The organism is Porphyromonas canoris (genome assembly GCF_000769115.1).
Classification (GTDB): Bacteria; Bacteroidota; Bacteroidia; order Bacteroidales; family Porphyromonadaceae; genus Porphyromonas_A; species Porphyromonas_A canoris.
This window is the reverse complement of the sequence record NZ_JQZV01000013.1, coordinates 816,918-835,128: the sequence shown is the minus strand read 5'-3', so window position 1 is coordinate 835,128 and position 18,211 is coordinate 816,918. Positions and strand designations below refer to the sequence as shown.

Annotated in this window: 17 protein-coding genes; 1 reads left to right on the top strand and 16 read right to left on the bottom strand. The window is 42.1% G+C overall.

Annotation, left to right across the window (positions count from 1 at the left end):
* Positions 1–49 precede the first annotated feature (49 nt).
* The 12 genes from HQ43_RS08585 to pyrH are packed head-to-tail and all read right to left on the bottom strand — an operon-like array spanning position 50 to position 10,837.
* Positions 50–589, bottom strand: coding sequence for a histidine phosphatase family protein (locus HQ43_RS08585; protein WP_036792250.1), 540 nt, complete (start codon positions 587–589; stop codon positions 50–52).
* Positions 590–591: 2 nt separating this feature from the next.
* Positions 592–1,362 carry an adenosylcobinamide-GDP ribazoletransferase gene (gene cobS, locus HQ43_RS08580; protein WP_036792247.1) on the bottom strand — a complete coding sequence of 257 codons (771 nt, stop codon included), beginning with the start codon at positions 1,360–1,362 and terminating at the stop codon, positions 592–594.
* Positions 1,359–2,396: a nicotinate-nucleotide--dimethylbenzimidazole phosphoribosyltransferase gene (gene cobT / locus HQ43_RS08575; RefSeq protein ID WP_036792244.1), complete on the bottom strand. Its 1,038-nt coding sequence runs from the start codon at positions 2,394–2,396 to the stop codon at positions 1,359–1,361. The genes cobS and cobT overlap by 4 nt, the downstream gene beginning before the upstream one ends.
* A 6-nt stretch (positions 2,397–2,402) precedes the next feature.
* Positions 2,403–2,915 carry a bifunctional adenosylcobinamide kinase/adenosylcobinamide-phosphate guanylyltransferase gene (locus HQ43_RS08570; protein WP_036792869.1) on the bottom strand — a complete coding sequence of 171 codons (513 nt, stop codon included), beginning with the start codon at positions 2,913–2,915 and terminating at the stop codon, positions 2,403–2,405.
* Positions 2,912–4,993 carry a TonB-dependent receptor plug domain-containing protein gene (locus HQ43_RS08565; protein WP_036792241.1) on the bottom strand — a complete coding sequence of 694 codons (2,082 nt, stop codon included), beginning with the start codon at positions 4,991–4,993 and terminating at the stop codon, positions 2,912–2,914. Before HQ43_RS08565 ends, HQ43_RS08570 begins: the two co-directional genes overlap by 4 nt.
* 48 nt (positions 4,994–5,041) lie before the next feature.
* Entirely contained in the window at positions 5,042–5,914 is an 873-nt protein-coding gene (locus HQ43_RS08560; RefSeq protein ID WP_036792238.1) for a phosphatidate cytidylyltransferase, read from the bottom strand.
* Between the two features lie 54 nt (positions 5,915–5,968).
* Positions 5,969–7,096 carry an endonuclease/exonuclease/phosphatase family protein gene (locus HQ43_RS08555; protein WP_052103168.1) on the bottom strand — a complete coding sequence of 376 codons (1,128 nt, stop codon included), beginning with the start codon at positions 7,094–7,096 and terminating at the stop codon, positions 5,969–5,971.
* Positions 7,093–7,776, bottom strand: a complete 684-nt coding sequence (locus tag HQ43_RS08550; protein ID WP_152567509.1) for a rhomboid family intramembrane serine protease — start codon at positions 7,774–7,776, stop codon at positions 7,093–7,095. The genes HQ43_RS08555 and HQ43_RS08550 overlap by 4 nt, the downstream gene beginning before the upstream one ends.
* Before the next feature lie 9 nt (positions 7,777–7,785).
* Positions 7,786–8,454, bottom strand: a complete 669-nt coding sequence (locus HQ43_RS08545) for a rhomboid family intramembrane serine protease (RefSeq protein WP_036792232.1) — start codon at positions 8,452–8,454, stop codon at positions 7,786–7,788.
* Positions 8,455–8,497: 43 nt separating this feature from the next.
* Complete coding sequence (gene rsgA / locus HQ43_RS08540; protein WP_036792229.1) at positions 8,498–9,475, bottom strand: ribosome small subunit-dependent GTPase A; 978 nt, start codon at positions 9,473–9,475, stop codon at positions 8,498–8,500.
* 41 nt (positions 9,476–9,516) lie between these two features.
* Positions 9,517–10,077, bottom strand: a complete 561-nt coding sequence (gene frr, locus HQ43_RS08535) for a ribosome recycling factor (protein WP_036792226.1) — start codon at positions 10,075–10,077, stop codon at positions 9,517–9,519.
* 46 nt (positions 10,078–10,123) lie between these two features.
* Positions 10,124–10,837 (bottom strand): UMP kinase, encoded by a 714-nt coding sequence (gene pyrH / locus HQ43_RS08530; protein ID WP_036792224.1) that lies wholly within the window; start codon positions 10,835–10,837, stop codon positions 10,124–10,126.
* Positions 10,838–11,429: 592 nt separating this feature from the next.
* Between pyrH and HQ43_RS08525 the strand changes: the two genes are divergently transcribed.
* Positions 11,430–11,960 carry a hypothetical protein gene (locus tag HQ43_RS08525; RefSeq protein WP_036792222.1) on the top strand — a complete coding sequence of 177 codons (531 nt, stop codon included), beginning with the start codon at positions 11,430–11,432 and terminating at the stop codon, positions 11,958–11,960.
* 76 nt (positions 11,961–12,036) lie between these two features.
* Here HQ43_RS08525 and HQ43_RS08520 read toward each other — a convergent pair whose 3' ends face one another.
* The 4 genes from HQ43_RS08520 to HQ43_RS08505 form a co-directional block, all read right to left on the bottom strand.
* On the bottom strand, positions 12,037–13,308 hold the full coding sequence (locus HQ43_RS08520; protein ID WP_052089623.1) for a Gfo/Idh/MocA family protein: 1,272 nt from the start codon (positions 13,306–13,308) through the stop codon (positions 12,037–12,039).
* Positions 13,298–14,065 carry a 4-hydroxy-tetrahydrodipicolinate reductase gene (gene dapB, locus HQ43_RS08515; protein WP_036792220.1) on the bottom strand — a complete coding sequence of 256 codons (768 nt, stop codon included), beginning with the start codon at positions 14,063–14,065 and terminating at the stop codon, positions 13,298–13,300. The genes HQ43_RS08520 and dapB overlap by 11 nt, the downstream gene beginning before the upstream one ends.
* Positions 14,066–14,285: 220 nt before the next feature.
* Positions 14,286–15,866 (bottom strand): fimbria major subunit, encoded by a 1,581-nt coding sequence (locus HQ43_RS08510; RefSeq protein WP_036792216.1) that lies wholly within the window; start codon positions 15,864–15,866, stop codon positions 14,286–14,288.
* A 77-nt stretch (positions 15,867–15,943) separates the two neighbouring features.
* Entirely contained in the window at positions 15,944–18,007 is a 2,064-nt protein-coding gene (locus HQ43_RS08505) for a family 20 glycosylhydrolase (protein WP_036792213.1), read from the bottom strand.
* Positions 18,008–18,211 lie beyond the last annotated feature (204 nt).

The window sequence follows — 18,211 nt, the reverse complement described above, 5'->3', positions numbered from 1 at the left end:
AGTAAGGATGCACACACACAATACCAAAATATAGGTATTATATGAGCTTTTATGCCGGATATGTGAGATAGAATACCCCTCCGTACGGGACATCTTTGGCAAAAGCTTCTTGAGCGGTTTCGCAAATGCCGCAAATAAGGAAAAGCGATCTTAATGTCCCTCCGTGAGCTACGATCAACAGCTGTTCCACTCCCTCTTTTACATAATGATTTATCAGCTCTTCCACCCTATCTCTAAGCTGCGAAAAGGACTCTCCATCCGGACATATCGTATTCTCATAATCTTGAAACCACTCTTTCCCCTCTTTTGTCTCATAAATGCTGTTCCATGTCTTCCCTTCCCATGCACCGAAATTGAGCTCCATGAGTCTTGAATCCGTAGAAAACGTAAATTCTAATCTTGAAGCAAGAGCCGTACAACGAGAAGATGGGCTGGATATTGCTTTGTATATCCCGACATCATCGGGCAATAACTTCCGAACCGCTTCGGCTTCCTCATCGAACTTGTCGGATACTCCGACATCAAGATGGCCGTAACAGACACCGGACGGAACATTTACAGAGGTATGTCTTATGGCTAATATATTCATGGTTATACCCAGACAAGAGTAGTGGCAAGAGCAAAAGAGAGGTAGACAATCAACTCCCCTATCTGCTGTACAGCCCCTAAAACGTCTCCCGTATATCCTCCTATCTTTCTTTCCGTATAGCTCTTGAGAATTAGAGCAAAAACAGTATCAAGAAGAATAACAAGGAGTGCCACTTTCCATGAAATCAGAAAAAGAGGTGTGAGTCCGAATATGGAGGCGACTACAAGTGTTGTCGGAGTAATGCCATTACGGGTATGCTCTGCCTTGCCATGCTCTTCCTCTTTCCTTACATACTTGGACGAACGGATATAAAACGTGGAAAGAAGCCTGCTACTGGCATGAGATGCCATGAAAAGATAGAGCCAAAGCAGAGGAGTGTATGGATATAAAGAGACAAACTTAAACAGGTGCAGAAAGATAAGAGCAATGATACCATACGCTCCTATCGAGCTGTCTTTCATTATAGATAAGATGCGCTCTTTTGTCCGTCCCGCTCCGAAACCATCGAAAAAATCGGAAAGACCATCCTCATGAAAAGCCCCGGTAAAAAATGGGAAAAAGGCAAGACCGAGGAGCAATGCAAGTTCATTCGGAAGGATATACGATAATAAAAAAGTGATACTTCCCCCTAAAGCTCCTATCAGGAGTCCTATTAGAGGAAAGTATCTGAAAGATTTATTCAAACTCTCTGCCTTATATTCCACACTCCTAAGCGGAGTTCGAGTGTAGAACATCAGAGCATGAAGAAAATAGTCTATCTCTTTGCGTATCATGAACGTAAGTTCTCAGGCGTCTCTCTGTATCGCTCCACCTCGTAAACTTCAGCTTCATCGAAAGATGCCATGTTATTAAGAAAAACAAGGGCAGACTGTATGATGGGATAAGCTATCGCTGCTCCCGTACCTTCTCCCAAACGCAAGTCCAAACGAAGTACAGGCTCTCCTTTCATGTGGGCAAGCATTACTTGATGTCCCTGCTCCTTAGATGCGTGCGAGAAGATCACATTATCTATGATGCTATGATCTATTTCAAAGGCAGAAAGAAAGCCGGATGAGGTTATAAAACCATCGGCAATAATCACCATTCCCAATCTTTTGGCCTCCAACACTGCTCCTGCAATAGCAGCAATCTCTAAGCCGCCATACGTGGCAAGAGCTTCTAATGGAGTGGTAACTTTATGCTTGGCATAGGCACGCTTCAGAATGTTCAGTTTATGCTCTACTCCTTTTGCATCCAACCCTGCTCCCGGTCCCACGCAGATTTCCAAAGGAGCACCGGTGAAGTGATGCAGAAGAAGAGAAGCAGGAGAGGTGTTGGCAATACCCATTTCTCCAAATCCTATCACATTGCATCCTCGCTCATGCTCCATGCGAACATATTTTGCACCGACTTCCATCGCCTTCAGGCAAGTCTCTATACTCATGGCAGGGGCATGGAGAATATTTTCCGTTCCCCTTGCAATCTTCTCTCGTGCCACGTTCAGACCCTCAGCGAAGTCATAGTCGACACCAACATCCACAACAGTGAGATTGAATCCGTGTTGTTTGCAAAAGACATTGATTCCGGCTCCTCCACGAAGAAAGTTGAGAACCATCTGCCATGTCATCTCTCTTGGACAGGGACTCACTCCTTCTCGTTCTATGCCGTGATCTGCGGCAAAGACTATCATTGCCGGATTTTTCAGCTCCGGCGTCAATGTTTTTTGGATAGATCCTATTTTGAAAGCAAGTCTTTCCAAAACACCAAGCGATCCTATGGGCTTGGTTCGAGTGTCTATCTTCCGTTGTAGTTGTTGTTGAAAGTTCATTTTCTCTTACTTTAGTCTTAACGGTATGCCCGATATCATACAATATGCTTCGTCTGCCAAACCGGCGATATACTGGTTAATCCATCCTTGCAAATCGGTAAAATGTCTGGAAGATTGGTCAGGAGCGTGTAGCCCCATCCCTATTTCATTGCTTACAACAATGAGGGTAAACTGCTGTTCTATAAACTTATTCCACTCTTCTTTGGCTTGTTCGAGAGAGCTTTGGAGAGCATATCCATTGGCATGATAGATGTTTGTGAGCCACAATGTAACACAGTCGAGCAACACTACTTTCCCGGAAAGATCGTGCTTGCTAATCTCTATCTCCTCCTCTATATTCGTCCAATGCGGTCCTCTATCCTGCTGATGTCTTCGGATACGCTCTCTGAAGTCATCGTCCCAAACATGTGCCGTGGCAAGATAGACAGGATACGGAGAGAGTAGCTCCGCTGTCCGTTGAGCGAAGCTACTCTTTCCCGATCTTTGTCCACCTGATATATAGATGATCTTACGCATCATCTCTTCCATTCCAAACCAACCCTAAGGGTTGCAAGGAAATTCCTTCCCGGCATATAGTATTGGTCTTTGAATGCGTAGTTTTCATTGAAAAGGTTGTTCACTTGGAACTGCAACCCAATCATTCTGTTAAAGTCCGCTCTTAAAGAAAGGTCTGTAACAAGATGTGGAGGTGTTTCTATCACTTTGTCTTTCGCAACATAACCATCCTTTTCGATAAATGCTTCCGCAGCATGTTTAGCGAAAGATTGCTCGTATCTTGAGCCTCCGTATCTTGTATTAAGACGTGCAGACAAGAATCTGTACTTGAAATAGATTCCGGCATTAAGGTTTGTGTTTGCAACATACAAGGCAGCTTTCCAAACATCAGCCTCCTTTACTCTGTTTTTGAACAGATAAGTTCCTTTTGCATAAAGCTCAAGATTGAGAGAAGGACTCATCAATTTTCCAAAATCTATAGAAGCCAATGCTTCCAATCCTTGCATTTCCCCGGCTTTCGCATTGATATAGAAGTTTTCAGGACGAGAGGTATCCTTTATGATCTTTCCGTTATAAAGCGTGTAGAAGTAATTCAAGTCTATATTGATAAAGCTGTTTCCATAACCAAAACCACCTTCAAATGTATGGGAAGTTTCAGGTTTAAGATTTGGATTGCCTACATACTTGTAATTTCCCCATGGAGTTTTTATTTCGTAAAAACCACTTGTGTAAAGAGGGTCCGGTACATAGAAAGCATTTCCGTAAGAGCCATGGAAATTGAGACCATTATCCATAACATACTTTATGCCCGCAGAAGGATTGGCATAGAAGTGGTTGTCATCCTTCTTTTCATTTGCAAGAAGTTTGTTGGCATAGGTTGTAGAACGTAAACCATTAGCTCTCGCACCTAAATTGAATGTTAGTCCTTCATTCGTGTATGTTACTTGGCTATATCCGCTGATACGTAGAGAGGAGTTGTCCGGCTTATATGGAGCAACAGGTTTACCCGCTGCCTCTTGACGTTCAGAGCTATACTTATACATGTCATAATCTACTCCGAACAGAACATTCCAATCGGAAATAGTCAGGTTGTCCGATAATTTAAGTCCGTAACTCTTGATATCATCACGGAAGTTCAGGAAGTTATCTTTTCCTTCCAGTTTTTCGTAAAATCCTGAATTCTCTACTGCAAAGTATGGAGATATAGAAAGATTGTGAGATCCCAATCTCCATTCAACATTTCCTTGTACGTTGGATCTCTTTGCCTGCTTGAGAGAAGGATAGGTTGCAGGATAAGCTCCCGGACTATCTATGCCATCCGCATTGTAAAACATTCCGGTGATTCCGGCTTTAAGGTCTTCCGTAAAGTCGTAGCTCAACTTACCCATCAACTGCAAGTGATCTATCTTGGTGTGGGGATACGGCTTGTTATAAGAATCTTTATTGACAGTAGCTTTTTGTCCGGCTGTCAAAGAAAGCATGTGCTTATCTCCTATCTTATAATCATCCTTCTGAGCATCACTCTGTACACCTAATACAACTCCAAGTTTATCGTATTTTGCTGCATAGTGTGCATCAATAGTATGATGCTTGAAGCTACCATAGCTAACGCCTAAACCAAGTTCTGATGTAGGCATAGCCTTTTTGGTTATGACATTTATTATACCTCCCATAGCGTCTGTACCATAAAGCACGGCATAAGGTCCTCTTATGACTTCCACTCGTTCGATAAGAGAAACCGGAATGGTAGAGACATTTGTTGTTCCTGAAGGCAGACCATCTATCATAATTAAAGTATAAGCTCTTGCATGGGCAGTTGGTGAAAAACCTCTCATACCTATACTCGAACTTGCTCCGGGATATTTAATCATATCCACGTTAGTAAATCTGGATAGCAATTCTCCCAGATCTTTTGCCACCGTAGAGGCTAACTGTTCCTGTGTTATAATCTCTACTCTTTGAGGGATATTCTTTAGAGGAATGTTAGTCTTTGTAGAAGTAACCACTACGTCTCCTATTTGTAATGGATCTTTCTTAGATTCTTGAGCATATCCCAATGTTGCAAGAGCAACAAGAGAGCATGTAAGTAATAACTTTTTCATGTTTGATGTAATGTAAATGTTTAACTTCTTTATTAGTGTTTGTGTGTCTTATAGCATAGAGACAATGCAGACAAATATAAAGACCGGAACAGAAACCATTATAAGAGAATCTATCCGATCCAATATTCCTCCATGTCCGGGCATTATACTGCCACTATCCTTGACATTGTATGTCCTTTTAAGCAGGGATTCAAACAGATCTCCCAACGTTGCAAGTATGGACACCAAAAGAGCAAGAAGAAGCCATTGCAAAAAGGAAAGTACTTCCGGGAACAAGAAGTAGAAACCAATAGAAAACAAAAGAGTAAAAAGGACACCGCCCATAAACCCTTCCCACGTTTTCTTTGGAGAGATACGTTCAAATAACTTTGTTTTCCCCATCAGACTTCCTACCAGAAACGCTCCTGTATCATTTATCCAAATGAACACAAACATCGGCAATAGCCAGAAAGTATGACTCATCCAAGTCGGGATATTCTCGGGTAATATCAGAGTGCTATCCACACACAACCTATGCACTACCGCTAAAGGAATTATACAATAAGCATGTGCAGCAAAAGCATAAGCCACTTCTCTTATCGGACTCTTTCTGTTTCGGAATAATTCTGCCAATATGTAGAAAAACACATAAGCCGTATAAGGAAGAGAGAATATAATTTTCTCCTTTTGGTCCAAAGGCTCTACTCCACTTGTCGTAACGATAAAAAAGAGCAAAAGTCCCATTAGCGAATGCCATATTTTCAGGAACAAACGATCCCTGTTTATGGAGACAATGGACTGGAACTCAAAGATTCCCAAAGAACCCATAGCTGCCAATAGTGCCCCCGTTAAGTATGGAGAGTTTGAAAAAATAGCTCCGAGTATCAGAACTACATATATAGAACCATAAATGGTACGCTGTACGAAATTGGACTTTATCATAATCAAGCAGAATACCTTAATAGAGTATCTGAAAGCAAATTTAACTATAATATTTTAATCTATAGGGATGACATAAAACTCTGCAACAAGAGGATTATGATCACTTATACCTTCTTTATTCTCCACTTTTGAGAGATAGGCCTTGAGGTTTCCGCTATAAAAAATGTGATCTATACGGAACCAAAAGAACCTCTCATTGTAAGTAAACCCAAATCCCGAACCGGCATCCTTATAGGCATCTCTCATATCAGACCGCATTGTTTTATAGGTGTAAGACATCGGAGTATCGTTCATATCTCCACAGACAAAGGAGTATGCCGGAGTATACAATAGGGAGAGTGAATCTACTGTCTGCTTTACCACACCTGCTGCAAATGCTCGCGTTTCAAGTTTAGGTCCCAACTTTTCTCTCAATCCGGAGTAGATACGGGGAATATTCAATAGCGGTTCTTTCTTTATCCACCCTTTAATGGTCTGCTTATCCCGTTGGGTAAGACGATAAGACTCCATGTGGTTATTGACCACCATAATCTTCTCGCCATCACGATGCTTCAACATATAGGAGCAAGAGCTGTTACCATCTGCCGGGTAACGGATCGGGATCTGTTTTATTATCGGATACTTGCTCAGCAAAACCAATCCCTGAGAGTGAGATTCATAGTCCACATGTTCATGAATATAGGGATACTCCTTGCCAAAACTCTTTTTCAGAAGAGCCGTATTCTTCTCTAAGTTTGAGTTAAATATGGCTTCCTGCAAACAGACAATATCTGCATCCGAATTATTGATGAACTTAATGGCGGTCTCCCCATTCTTGGACTTTCCCTTAAAGCTCTTCACATTGTAGGTCATCACCTTTATCACTTCTGCATCTTGAGGAGCTTTGTTTGTTCCGAATCTTACCGGGCAATATGCCAAACTGTATGGTATGGCAAAAAGGAGCAAGACAGAGTATATGCCAAACAAGAGCCAGCGTCTTCTCAATAAGTAAAACAAGAAAAAGAGTAGCAGAAGAAAGAACCATACCGGATACGAAAGATTGAAAAAAGCAGGCAGTACGGTAATCTTCGGAGAGATATAAGGAGCAAGAAGAGCTATTGCAAATGCCAGAATGAACAGAGCATTAACAACGCCCTCAATAGTGAGAGTAAGATGCTTAAATATTTTATAGCGACGCTTCATCTCTTTATGCCATCTTTCCGAATAAGTTGTTTTCTTTGAGATCCGGACAGAGAAGTATATCCGGACTCATGTATCTGTTTTTTCATATCTGTTCTATCTGCCTCTCCTTTTGTCAAGGAGTAGATAAATATCTTCTTCTTTCCAAAAATAATTCCCAGTATGAGAGCTCCCAGATGGACAATATGTCCGGCACTATTGCCTTGCAAAAGCAGTCCGAGAATGATTGCGATACCAAGAAATGCAAACAGGTAAAAAGGAAACCCTTTATAACACCCCAGCACACTGCCGAAAGCCAACAAAGCCAAGCCGGATGCACCACTAAGAGAGCCCATCCATTGAGGGATTAAAATGGTTGTAGCAGTGAAAAGAAAGAGAGGAAACAGAAATGCAAAAACGGTATATAAAACGGGACGAAAGATGTAAACCTTCTTATCTCCAAAGAGAGAAAAAAGTATAACCCCGGTAAACAACAAGATATTACTGCCCAAATGCAAGAAGGTCTTGTGAAAAAAGGGATACGACAATAAGGTCCACGGTGCATCTGCCACCGATGTAAGTGCAGGAGTAAACAGAAGATCCCCGGAGACGGGAAGCAACCAAAAGAGTACAGACAGTGTACACATACCGGCACACCACCAAAAGAGTGGCAGATGTCCTCGTTGTTGTCTGATATTAACCACGTCTACTGTTTAGTAATAAACCTCTTTCCCGTGTTTTCTGCGCCAGATAAGTATAAGGATGAGACCAAACAACATCCCTCCCAAGTGTGCAAAGTGAGCGACATTATCCCCTGCTCCCGGATGGATACCGGCAAACAATTCTATAAGTCCATAGCCTATCATCATATATTTTGCCTTGATAGGTATGGGTATGAACATGATATACATGGGAACATTGGGGAAGGTCATTCCAAAGGCAAGCAGTATTCCGAATATGGCACCACTTGCTCCCACGGTTATAAACTGGTCTAAATAACCGGAAGAAAGGAATATACTATACTCCGAGTATCCTGTAAGAGTGAGATACCAAACGATCTGTTGCACAATGCCGGCACCAATCCCTGTGAAGAGGTAAAAGAATAAAAACTTCTTTCCACCCCATATTCTCTCCAGACTTGGTCCGAACATCGCCAAGGCAAACATATTAAAGAATATATGAGAAAACCCTGAAGCATCATGCATGAACATATATGTGAAAGGTTGCCACAGCTTAAAACTCTCTGTTGGGAAGTAGTGCAAACCAAGTAGATAAGTGAGATCCCAGCCCAGCCTTGAAAGGACAAACATGGACACCCAAGCCAAAGCATTTATGATCACAAGGTTTTTTGTAACGGGAGGAAAATGACTTAAAGGGTTCATTGTGCATTTATAATGATATAGATTTTTATAATAACCGAGATACTCAGTAGGCTTCTCTGTACTTAGCTTCGTCTTTGTCTTCCAAGATACTCAGATAGCTTCGAAATCTCGACTCTGAAATATGCCCCTCTTCCACAGCTACATTTACGGCACATCCGGGTTCGTGAGTGTGTGTACAGTTGGAAAAACGACAAGATTTCGACACTTGGAAGATTTCCGGGAAGAAATGTCCCACCTCTTTAGGGTCAAAATCCAACGTTCCAAACCCCTTTATCCCCGGCGTATCTATCAGAAAAGAGTCCGGCTCATCCGGCAAATCTATCATGGTAGAATAGGTTGTCGTATGCACACCGGCAAGGTGAGTGGAAGAGATAGACGCTGTCCGTAAGGAAGCGGTAGGCACAAGAGCGTTTATGATAGAGCTTTTCCCCACTCCGGACTGACCGGACAGGAGTGTTACCCCTCTGCTTACATACTGTCGAAGGGTCTCCATTCCCTCATTCTCGATAGCAGAGACAGAGAAGCACCTGTACCCTATCTCCTCGTACATTTTACAGAGCTGTCCGAGCATCTGTTGCTCTTCATCGCTGTAAAGGTCTATCTTATTGAAGACCAAAGCAACTTCCACACCATAAGCCTCGGCTGTTGCCAAAAATCGGTCTATGAATGTAAGCGGTGTTTCCGGATAGTTTATCGTAACGATGAGCAATGCCCTATCCAGATTGGCTCCTATTATATGTGCCTCTTTGGAAAGGTTGATGCTCCGACGGATGATATAGTTTTTCCGGGGCAGTATCTCAGTAATAAAGCAACAAAGATCCGCCTTACCACTTGAAGACTCTCCGTAACCTTCGGGAATGGAAAACCGCACCCTATCACCGATGGCAATAGGATTGGTTGTCCTTATCCCCTTTATCTTGAAGCGTCCTTTCAGTCTGCACGGATAATCTTTTCCCTCACTGCGAACAGTGTACTCATTACCCGGATTTCCTATAACAATTCCTGTCTGTAGCGATGTCATCTACTATCCACAAAACAAAGGAGCAGAGCTTTTCTCTTCTCTTAAATAGTAAGTATCTCCTTCTCTTTAGCTGCGTAGAGTTCGTCTATCTTTTGTACAAACTTATCGTGGATCTTCTGCACTTTTGCTTCTGCATCCTTACCCATGTCTTCGGCAAGACCGTTCTTCACCATCTTTTTAAGCTGGTCTATTGCATCTCTTCTGGCATTTCGCACACTCACTTTAGCAGTTTCCGCTTCATGCTTGCTCTGCTTGGCGAGCTGCTTACGTCTCTCTTCTGTAAGAGGAGGAATGCCGATGCGGATAAGCTCTCCGTTATTTTCCGGAGTGATTCCAAGATCCGAATCTATGATTGCCTTTTCTATGTCCTTAATGATAGACTTCTCCCACGGAGTGATAAGAATAGTCTTGGCATCCGGAGTAGTAAGAGACGAGACATTGGCTAAAGGTGTCATGTTGCCATAGTACATCACCATGATACCGTCAAGAATTTTCACATTTGCCTTACCTGCGCGAATACGTGCCAGCTGCTCATCTAAAAATGAAATGGCATCATTCATTAGAGTTTCTGCGTGCTCTATAACTACTTTAATATCTTCCATAAATTATTATACTTGTTTTTTGATGATTGTTTACTCTCTATTGTTGTTACTCCTTATCTATATAGACACGTGTACCGATATTTTCTCCGGAGAGAAGCTTGAACAGATTTCCAGGTGTATCCATATCGAATACCACGATAGGCATCTTGTTCTGCATACACATTGCCGTAGCCGTTACGTCCATCACTTTCAGATCTTTGGCTATAACGTCCGAGTAGGATATCCGATCGAACCGAACAGCATCCGGATGCTTTTCCGGGTCTTTGTCGTATATGCCATCCACTCTTGTACCTTTAAGCATGGCATCCGCTTCCAACTCTATCGCTCGGAGAGATGAACCGGTATCTGTGGTAAAGAAAGGATTTCCGGTACCTGCCGCACAGATGACCACCCTACCGGCTTGAAGGGCTGCTATTGCTTTCCATTTATCGTAAAACTCCCCTATTGGTTCCATTCGGATGGCGGTATAGACCACATTATCCACTCCGTTTGCCGTCAGTGCGGAGCTTAGAGCCAAGCTATTGATACACGTGGCCAACATCCCCATCTGATCTCCTTTTACTCTATCGAAACCGGACTGAGTGGCTCCGGAAAGACCTCTAAAGATGTTTCCTCCTCCTATTACTATTGCAATCTGAATACCCAAATCACGAGAGCGTTTTATCTCTTGTGCGTATGAATTTAGTCGGGAAGGGTCTATGCCATAGGACTGTGCTCCCATGAGACTTTCGCCACTGAGTTTCAATAAGACTCTCTTCATCTCCAATCTCTGCTTGGTATAATATTATTCGTATTTCTGTTATTCGGCAGAAGGAAGCACAAAAGCCACCTTCTCTATCCCTCAAAGATAAAGAATTTAGTTTAATACTCCGCATCCAAAATGGTTTATACCCTATTTCTACACGCTCCGGATTTTGCATCATGATGCTGTTTTCATGCTTGTAACGGTGGTTATTCGGAGATAGAACATTTTGGAAAAACATCTATTCTTTAACCCATCTGCCCCATATACATCTTAAAGACAGAGAAATGTTCATTTCCTAAGCTGCCTCCAAAAGAGTCTGAACCTGATTAGAAAAGATATTTACCGTATTTAGAGTTTGCTCTGAACGCAATCGGAAATTCAAATCAAGGCTTGCTCGCTCTCTTTCAAGATTGGATTTTCAAAAGTCAAGGCTTGACTTCCACAACTCAAAGCCTGATTTCGAGATTTTATAACGTTTGGCAAAAGATTTAATACCGAATACCGGATCTATTATATACGTTCAAAATCTCAAATACATTCCATAAAAAATCTCTCCGTTATTCGTTTTTTCTTTACATTTGTGCCATCAAACTAAAAGCGCAATCCGATGAAACACAGTTTTTCTACACTATTTCATCTTTGCCTGCTACTGCTTGCAGGCTCTTTTCTGATAAGCTCTTGTAAGGGAGAAGACCCCGATATCATCTTTGATTTCTATCCTCTCAACATAGAAATAGAAGTGGCAGATAAGGAGGGAAGAGATCTTTTGGATGCCAATACTCCGGGCAACCTGCTCTCTCAAGATGTTACCGCCACATTTTTAGGAAAGACTTTTAAGATGGGAGAAAGAATAGACCGACCGACTCCTGATGTTTTCCGAGCCTATATGCCTACATTTCATGGGCTGCTTATTGGGACAAACAAAAATGGACGTAAGGTTTTATATTTTGGAGAATTGGCAGGCGACAGTACGTTTGAATCGGAAAAGTTGGTGCTGAACTGGGGGAACGGCTGGCCGGAAGATGTAATAACCATCAACCAGAAAGCGCACAGGAAAAAGAATGATATAAAGGTAAAGAGGAGTTTTTATCTCAACGGCAAACAGTTTTCTCGTCCTATCAAGATCGTGAAAGGATAACAACCTCTCTGTCCGAAAGAAAAAAGGATTCGTACGGATGTGGTAAAACTACCACGCTGTACGAATCCTTTTCTGTTTAAGATATATGCCAATCTACTTTTTCCAGTATATCCCATGCCCCTCGAGTGAAGTCCGGGATCTCTATCGGAACTGATCCGAGACGAAGAGACTCTTCCGAAAGCGGAATGATAGAGCACCACTCTGCCATGTCATAGACATCCATGTCAAGAGGTAAACCTTTCTGCAGACAGTATATAAGCCGTCTGTCCATAATGCCGCTCATAGGAGCATGTCCCTCCAAATGCTTTATGCCGTCAAGAATATCCGGTGTAAGGATCGGATGGCTGTATTTCTGCAACAGCTGCTCCGTCTGTTCGTGTGGCAGATAGTCCGGAAGATCCGGATGAACTACGCTGTTATAAGAGATGCCGTTACAATATTCAGGCTTCAGCGAGAGTACGGGATAAGGGTATTTTTGAGCGAATCCGTCCGTGCCGACAATCTGCAAAGAGCGAGAGTAAGGTCTGTATGAGGCAACATCGTGTTCGATATAGAGCGTGCATCCTTTCTCTGTCTGTATGATGGTCTGAGTGTGATCTCCATTTGCAAAGCTGCTGAAATCTTCGCCATAATGATCGCCCAACACACGAGGAGTATGCTTCGGGACGGCTTCCATAGCGACTAATCGTGAAAGACGATCTCCTCTGTGTATGTTCATGGCAAGGCAGAGAGGAGCCACTCCATGGGTTGGATAGAGATCTCCTCGCCTTGCAATATTATGCGCCAATCTCCAATCTTCTCTGTGTTGCAGCCATTGGCTGTGAAGATTGTGTACATATCCTCCCTTTGCGTGAACGATTTCCCCGAAGATGCCACACTGTGCCATGTGAAGCATGGACAGCTCAAAGCGGTCGTACACACTGTTTTCCAACATGAAGCAATGCCTCCGGGTCTGCTCGGCGGTCTCTACAAGTTGCCATATCTGAGCCATGGAGATGGCTGCCGGCACTTCTATTGCGACATGCTTTCCGTGCATCATCCCCTCCGTTGCTATCTCTGCATGACTCTCCCATGTGGTTGTGATGTAGAGCAAATCCACACAAGAGTCCGTAACACAAGAAGTCGCGGCACGCTCTCCGGTATAGCAAGAGACCTCACGATAAGGTAAAAGCTCCGATGCTTTCCGTACGACCGACTCGTCCAAATCTGCAAGAGCCACTATTCTGACACCGGGAATCTCTACAAGTCTATCCAAAGCCTTGCTACCTCTTACACCTAAACCAACTATACCGATGCGTACAACCGGAATAGGTTCGGCTCTAAAGGAAAGAAGATGATTATGGTTCATCTCTTTTCTCGCTACTCTTGAGCAAATCCTCCATCAGGGCATCTATGGAGAACAGACCCTTCCGTCCCGGAATATATTCTGCTGCCATGATCGCTCCGGTGGCAAATCCTTCTCGCCCGTGAGCTTTATGCTCTATCGTGATGTCGTCTATCTTTGAAGAGTAAGATATTGTATGCGTGCCCGGTACATTATCTTTGCGATGCGCACGAATGGTAATACCCTCATCCACAGGAGCAAGCGAACCATCCGTAGTGGTAAATATAGCCAACTTCCGATCTATCTTGTCGAGAATCTGATTGGCAAGCGTCAGAGCCGTACCGCTTGGAGCATCTTTCTTCTCGGTATGATGTGTCTCATCTATAATAACACCATACTGGGGAAGAAGATTCATATAAGTGGCAAGCAGCTCATTTATCTTTCCGAAGATATAGACACCGATACTGAAGTTGGAGCTATAAAATAGTGTACCATTCTCCTTCTCCATCGTGCGGATCACATTATCCCACTCGGAAAGCCAGCCTGTAGTACCGCAGACAACAGGTATTCCTGCTCTGAAACACGCCTCCAAATGCCCCGGAGCAGACGAAGGGGTGCTAAACTCTATGGCAACATCCGCAGTGAAAAAAGAGGATGAACGGTCTTCCAACTCCCATACATTCTCCTCGTCTATCACCGATACTATTTTATGCCCTCTCCTTTCCGCTATCTCTTTGATGGTTTTACCCATCTTTCCATATCCTATAAGAGCTATTTTCATGCTGTCTTCGTATATATTTTTCGCTCACAAATATACTTATTATTTCATCCCACCGAAAGCAACAAAAGCTTAACGGGACAGATATGAAGCTTAAAATAAAAAAACTGCAAACTGATATAGTCTCCCGAAAAAAGTTTAGGAGCTTCGGCGATAACCAAAACCCCTAAACTTTTTCTCTCCACTCGGATCTAAAGAGTCTCTTATTTCTTTATGTGAAAAATTATAACTCAACGTTCATACTGACCTCTTCAGGATAATTATATCCCGAACCAAAACCTGACGTCTTCTCTTCTTTTAGCTCTTCGTCCATCGGAAGTTGAGAAATCATTGCCTTCCCCGGCTTTCTTATCTTGCTAACGGAGATATGGTATAAGTGGTTTCTTACCGAAGAGTAAAGTTTGAAAATCTTGGATGAGGATGAGTCTAAAATCTCTTTATGAACCAATGGTATGGCATAAAAACAGATGCCGCCATGATGGTAAGATATACCTCTAATGTGATAAGAGTTGGTATGAGAGTTCATTCCCGATAATATGTAACGGGCTCTGTCTTTCTCACGTTGGCTTCCCGTAGCTTGCTTGATAAAGTTTTCCAGGTATTTTTTGCCTTCTTCATAGTCTTTCTTAAATGCCTGCTCGTAAGCATCCAGCTGATCTACCTTTGCAGTAGTAACCTTTGTGATAAGAGTCTTAAAACTATTGTCGTCAAATGTTCGTCCTTTATATGTTGCCCAACTCGAACCTAACTCTATTGTCTCCGGAGCATAGGTAACAGAGACAATTAAGCGCGAGCAGTTGGTTGCTAAAAATTCAGGTCCCTGGATAGTGTTTTCGGGAATCATTCCATAAAACGGAGTATCGGAAGGAGAGTTTATGTTTATTGTCTTTCCGATATTGGTCCGGGAAAGCTTAGAGTCTTCAATGCGAAAAAACTGAGCATTAACCTGATCAAAATTCTTGATGCTGCCAAAATTTCCATCCTTAGGAATGGAAAAATCGCTTTCCACACCAGTTCTTATGATCATCTTGGAGTAGGAGGGAAATGGAACAATGCTCTTGTTCACAACATCCGGATAGATCTTTATCTCTTCACCGATACGTCCTCCTTCCACGACCATGTTATCAAATGAGAGAGTATAATAAGAGCTGACGGGAGTCATCTCGAATAGCTGATAATGCTGAGATGTATCGGAGTTTGAATCATGAGTGTCCGGAGTGGGTTTTATGGTTACCGCTCCATCTTTACAGATGTATGTGTTTTGGATGAAAAAGTCGTCTTTAGAGTCTTTGTCATAGATTGATACCGGACTATCAAATATCTTTATGTTGGTTTTATTAAGTTCAAGCTTGTCTATAAGAGTCTTATAAGGGTTAAACAAAACAATCAGCTTATAATTGTTTTGCTTAATCTTGATCGGATTGAATTTTATATCGACTCCTGTTTCTGTTAAAGTCAAAGATTCAAAAGCATCCGAAACTATACCTTCTTTGCTTCTGAATACAGGATAGTATATCTGCTGTTTAAGGATATACTCTTTACCGGAAGGTGCAAAAAAAAGAAAATAAACACTTTGAATATCCTGCGAAAGATGCTTCTTAATCTCTAAAAGTTTGTTGCTCCCCTCCTCTTCTCCTCTAAAAACCATCTCATTGTATCTTGTAGAAGAGGTCAAATGCAGCTCCATCAGTTTCTCTTGTGGAGTTTCTTTACCATTATTAGGAAGTCTGAATGGCTCTTCCTTACAACCGGAAGAGAACAGAGCAAGTGCAAACACTAATGCTGAAATGTGGCTTTTCCTCATAAATTCTTTGTTTTTACGTTAATTTGGAGGTCAAAGGTAAATAAAGGCGGTCTCATAAACAAATTTTTACTCATAATTTACTTCTTTATCGTATTGAAATGGTGATAACGGAGGTTTGCAGCCTGTTTACCTGTGATATCGACAAAGCTTGCCGTGAACATCCATTTCACCAAACGTATTTCCGGAGAACGAAATGCTCCGACAGGAAGCTTGATCAGTATATGATTCCAACCCTTATTCAATTCTACATGAATAGGTTTTCGAGAGGGAATATTCTCATTTCCCAACAAGATCTCATTATCTCTTTTATTATGTGTCGCAGACCATTCGGGAGCCGGGATCTCTTTCTTATTTATCCAAATCTTACTCCCTCTGTAATCCCACTTTCCTTTAGGAGGAGGTAAATCGCTTTCGCTACGGCTATAATTCTGTGTCTCGAACAGCAAACCAACAGTTTGTTTCTTCGGAGAATGTACCCAAGTCATTGCATAAGCGGTGTGATACTCTTTAGGATTATCATAAACATTGGGACAAATAACATTACCCCAAACATGCCTTAGATAGAAACCCGATCCAAAGAATTGATGGCTATCTCTCCTTTTCCCCTCAAATATATAGTAAGGTAGCTGCTTAGGTGGATAAGTAGAGGTTCTATCTGAAAGGTAGATCTCTTCAGGAGGAAAGACTTTTTCCAATTCTCCACCATTTTCAAAAGCATCAACAATAATCCAAGAAGCTTGGCTCTGCTGCACATAAGGAATTAACTCTGCTGATAGAGAGCGATCTTTGTGCCAAAGCAGCCTTCTTTCAAAGTCAGCAAACTCCTTATATATATCACTCGAATTATCGAAAAGCAGATTTGTACTCTTATCGAAATATCCATATCCACCTCCAAGCCATGTACGTTCAGCCATAGCTAACATTGTCGGATAGAAATTATTCTCAGCCATTAAGGTAGGAATATCAGCAATATATCTGTCATTCCATACTGCAAGTATCGTTCCCGCCAGATCCGGAGAGCCATTGTGGCTATTATAAATAGTACTGTTGTACAATGCCCTTATATCTGCAAAAAGATCGTAATGGTTTATATAGTGAAGTCGACTATCTATTGCGGGGATACCGGGCTGGGCTTTACCTCTATAACTCCACAGATGTGTCATATCTATCTCCGTTGGTTCATAGTTCCAGCCGGGATTCCATGAGATAACTTTCCGCCCCAAAGAACGGACGTACTCAACCATTTCAGGCACAAAACCCGGATCTGTAAACTCTACTTCATCTGTTCCTATATGTATATAAGGCACATCCATCACCTCTATTGCTTCAGCAAGCAATCTTTTAAGAGCAGTCTTACCCTGTTCTGTTTGCATACCATATCCCATAGCACGTTCAAAAGCAGCACTGTGTCCGGGCATATCTATTTCAGGAATAAGCAACACATGATGTTGTTTACACCATTCGACCAATTCTTTAGCCTCTTCTAAGGTATAGTATTTACTCGGCATACGGGTGGTATGTTCCGGAGCATTCAGCTGAGGATAAATCTTACTCTCTAATCTCCAAGCTTGATTCTCCGTCAGATGCCAATGAAAAACATTCACCTTAAAGTACGAAAGCAGCTGTATTTGCTTTTTAAGTTCGGGCATGGGAATGTATGTCCTTCCAACATCGTGCATAAATCCCCTCATCCTCCAAGCCGGCCAATCTATAATTTCACAAGCCGGAAGTCTGTGAGGATACTGTTCCCATAGCTGAGCAAGCGTTTGCAATCCTCTATAAAGTCCCGTTTCGGTCAGAGCAGAAAGAGTTATGGACTGCTCTGATATGCATAACCGATAAGCCTCTTCCTCGTTTTGAGTTACCTGAGACGGTAAACTGTCCACGAGAGAAAGCTGTATGAAATGAGGAGAGTCGGTATCTATTTTTAAGCCCACTCTCGATAACCAAGTTCCAATAGGAATACCTTGGGAAGAAGATATCAGTTTGACTTTACGAGCAGTAAAAAATCCTTTGTGTTCCTTATAGCTCTGTGGCTTGGGCAATAGATGATGATGAACAGAGGCATAAACATTTGTACATATACATATTGCAAGCAGAGCAATAAGAGAAAAGCTGAAAAGTCTAAAAATCGTGCGCATTCCTTGTGAGTATTATCGAATGGTAAAGATAAAAATATGGCTGTAATATTTCGAGAGATTTTTATTTCTTTCTACCCAAGAATACTGTCATAAACTTCTGCAATATCACTTCGGTAAAGAATGTCCCTTAGAAAGTGCCTTAAAATAAGAGTTTTGGCAAGAAAAATATTTTTCATACCTTTGCCTTTCAGCTATTCAGCGGAA

What these genes read in the sequence shown, in the direction of transcription:
- HQ43_RS08585 (WP_036792250.1), bottom strand. Translation starts at nt 589, where the DNA reads ATGAATATATTAGCCATAAGACATACCTCTGTAAATGTTCCGTCCGGT.
- cobS (WP_036792247.1), bottom strand. Translation starts at nt 1,362, where the DNA reads ATGATACGCAAAGAGATAGACTATTTTCTTCATGCTCTGATGTTCTAC.
- cobT (WP_036792244.1), bottom strand. Translation starts at nt 2,396, where the DNA reads ATGAACTTTCAACAACAACTACAACGGAAGATAGACACTCGAACCAAG.
- HQ43_RS08570 (WP_036792869.1), bottom strand. Translation starts at nt 2,915, where the DNA reads ATGATGCGTAAGATCATCTATATATCAGGTGGACAAAGATCGGGAAAG.
- HQ43_RS08565 (WP_036792241.1), bottom strand. Translation starts at nt 4,993, where the DNA reads ATGAAAAAGTTATTACTTACATGCTCTCTTGTTGCTCTTGCAACATTG.
- HQ43_RS08560 (WP_036792238.1), bottom strand. Translation starts at nt 5,914, where the DNA reads ATGATAAAGTCCAATTTCGTACAGCGTACCATTTATGGTTCTATATAT.
- HQ43_RS08555 (WP_052103168.1), bottom strand. Translation starts at nt 7,096, where the DNA reads ATGAAGCGTCGCTATAAAATATTTAAGCATCTTACTCTCACTATTGAG.
- HQ43_RS08545 (WP_036792232.1), bottom strand. Translation starts at nt 8,454, where the DNA reads ATGAACCCTTTAAGTCATTTTCCTCCCGTTACAAAAAACCTTGTGATC.
- rsgA (WP_036792229.1), bottom strand. Translation starts at nt 9,475, where the DNA reads ATGACATCGCTACAGACAGGAATTGTTATAGGAAATCCGGGTAATGAG.
- frr (WP_036792226.1), bottom strand. Translation starts at nt 10,077, where the DNA reads ATGGAAGATATTAAAGTAGTTATAGAGCACGCAGAAACTCTAATGAAT.
- pyrH (WP_036792224.1), bottom strand. Translation starts at nt 10,837, where the DNA reads ATGAAGAGAGTCTTATTGAAACTCAGTGGCGAAAGTCTCATGGGAGCA.
- HQ43_RS08525 (WP_036792222.1), top strand. Translation starts at nt 11,430, where the DNA reads ATGAAACACAGTTTTTCTACACTATTTCATCTTTGCCTGCTACTGCTT.
- HQ43_RS08520 (WP_052089623.1), bottom strand. Translation starts at nt 13,308, where the DNA reads ATGAACCATAATCATCTTCTTTCCTTTAGAGCCGAACCTATTCCGGTT.
- dapB (WP_036792220.1), bottom strand. Translation starts at nt 14,065, where the DNA reads ATGAAAATAGCTCTTATAGGATATGGAAAGATGGGTAAAACCATCAAA.
- HQ43_RS08510 (WP_036792216.1), bottom strand. Translation starts at nt 15,866, where the DNA reads ATGAGGAAAAGCCACATTTCAGCATTAGTGTTTGCACTTGCTCTGTTC.
- HQ43_RS08505 (WP_036792213.1), bottom strand. Translation starts at nt 18,007, where the DNA reads ATGCGCACGATTTTTAGACTTTTCAGCTTTTCTCTTATTGCTCTGCTT.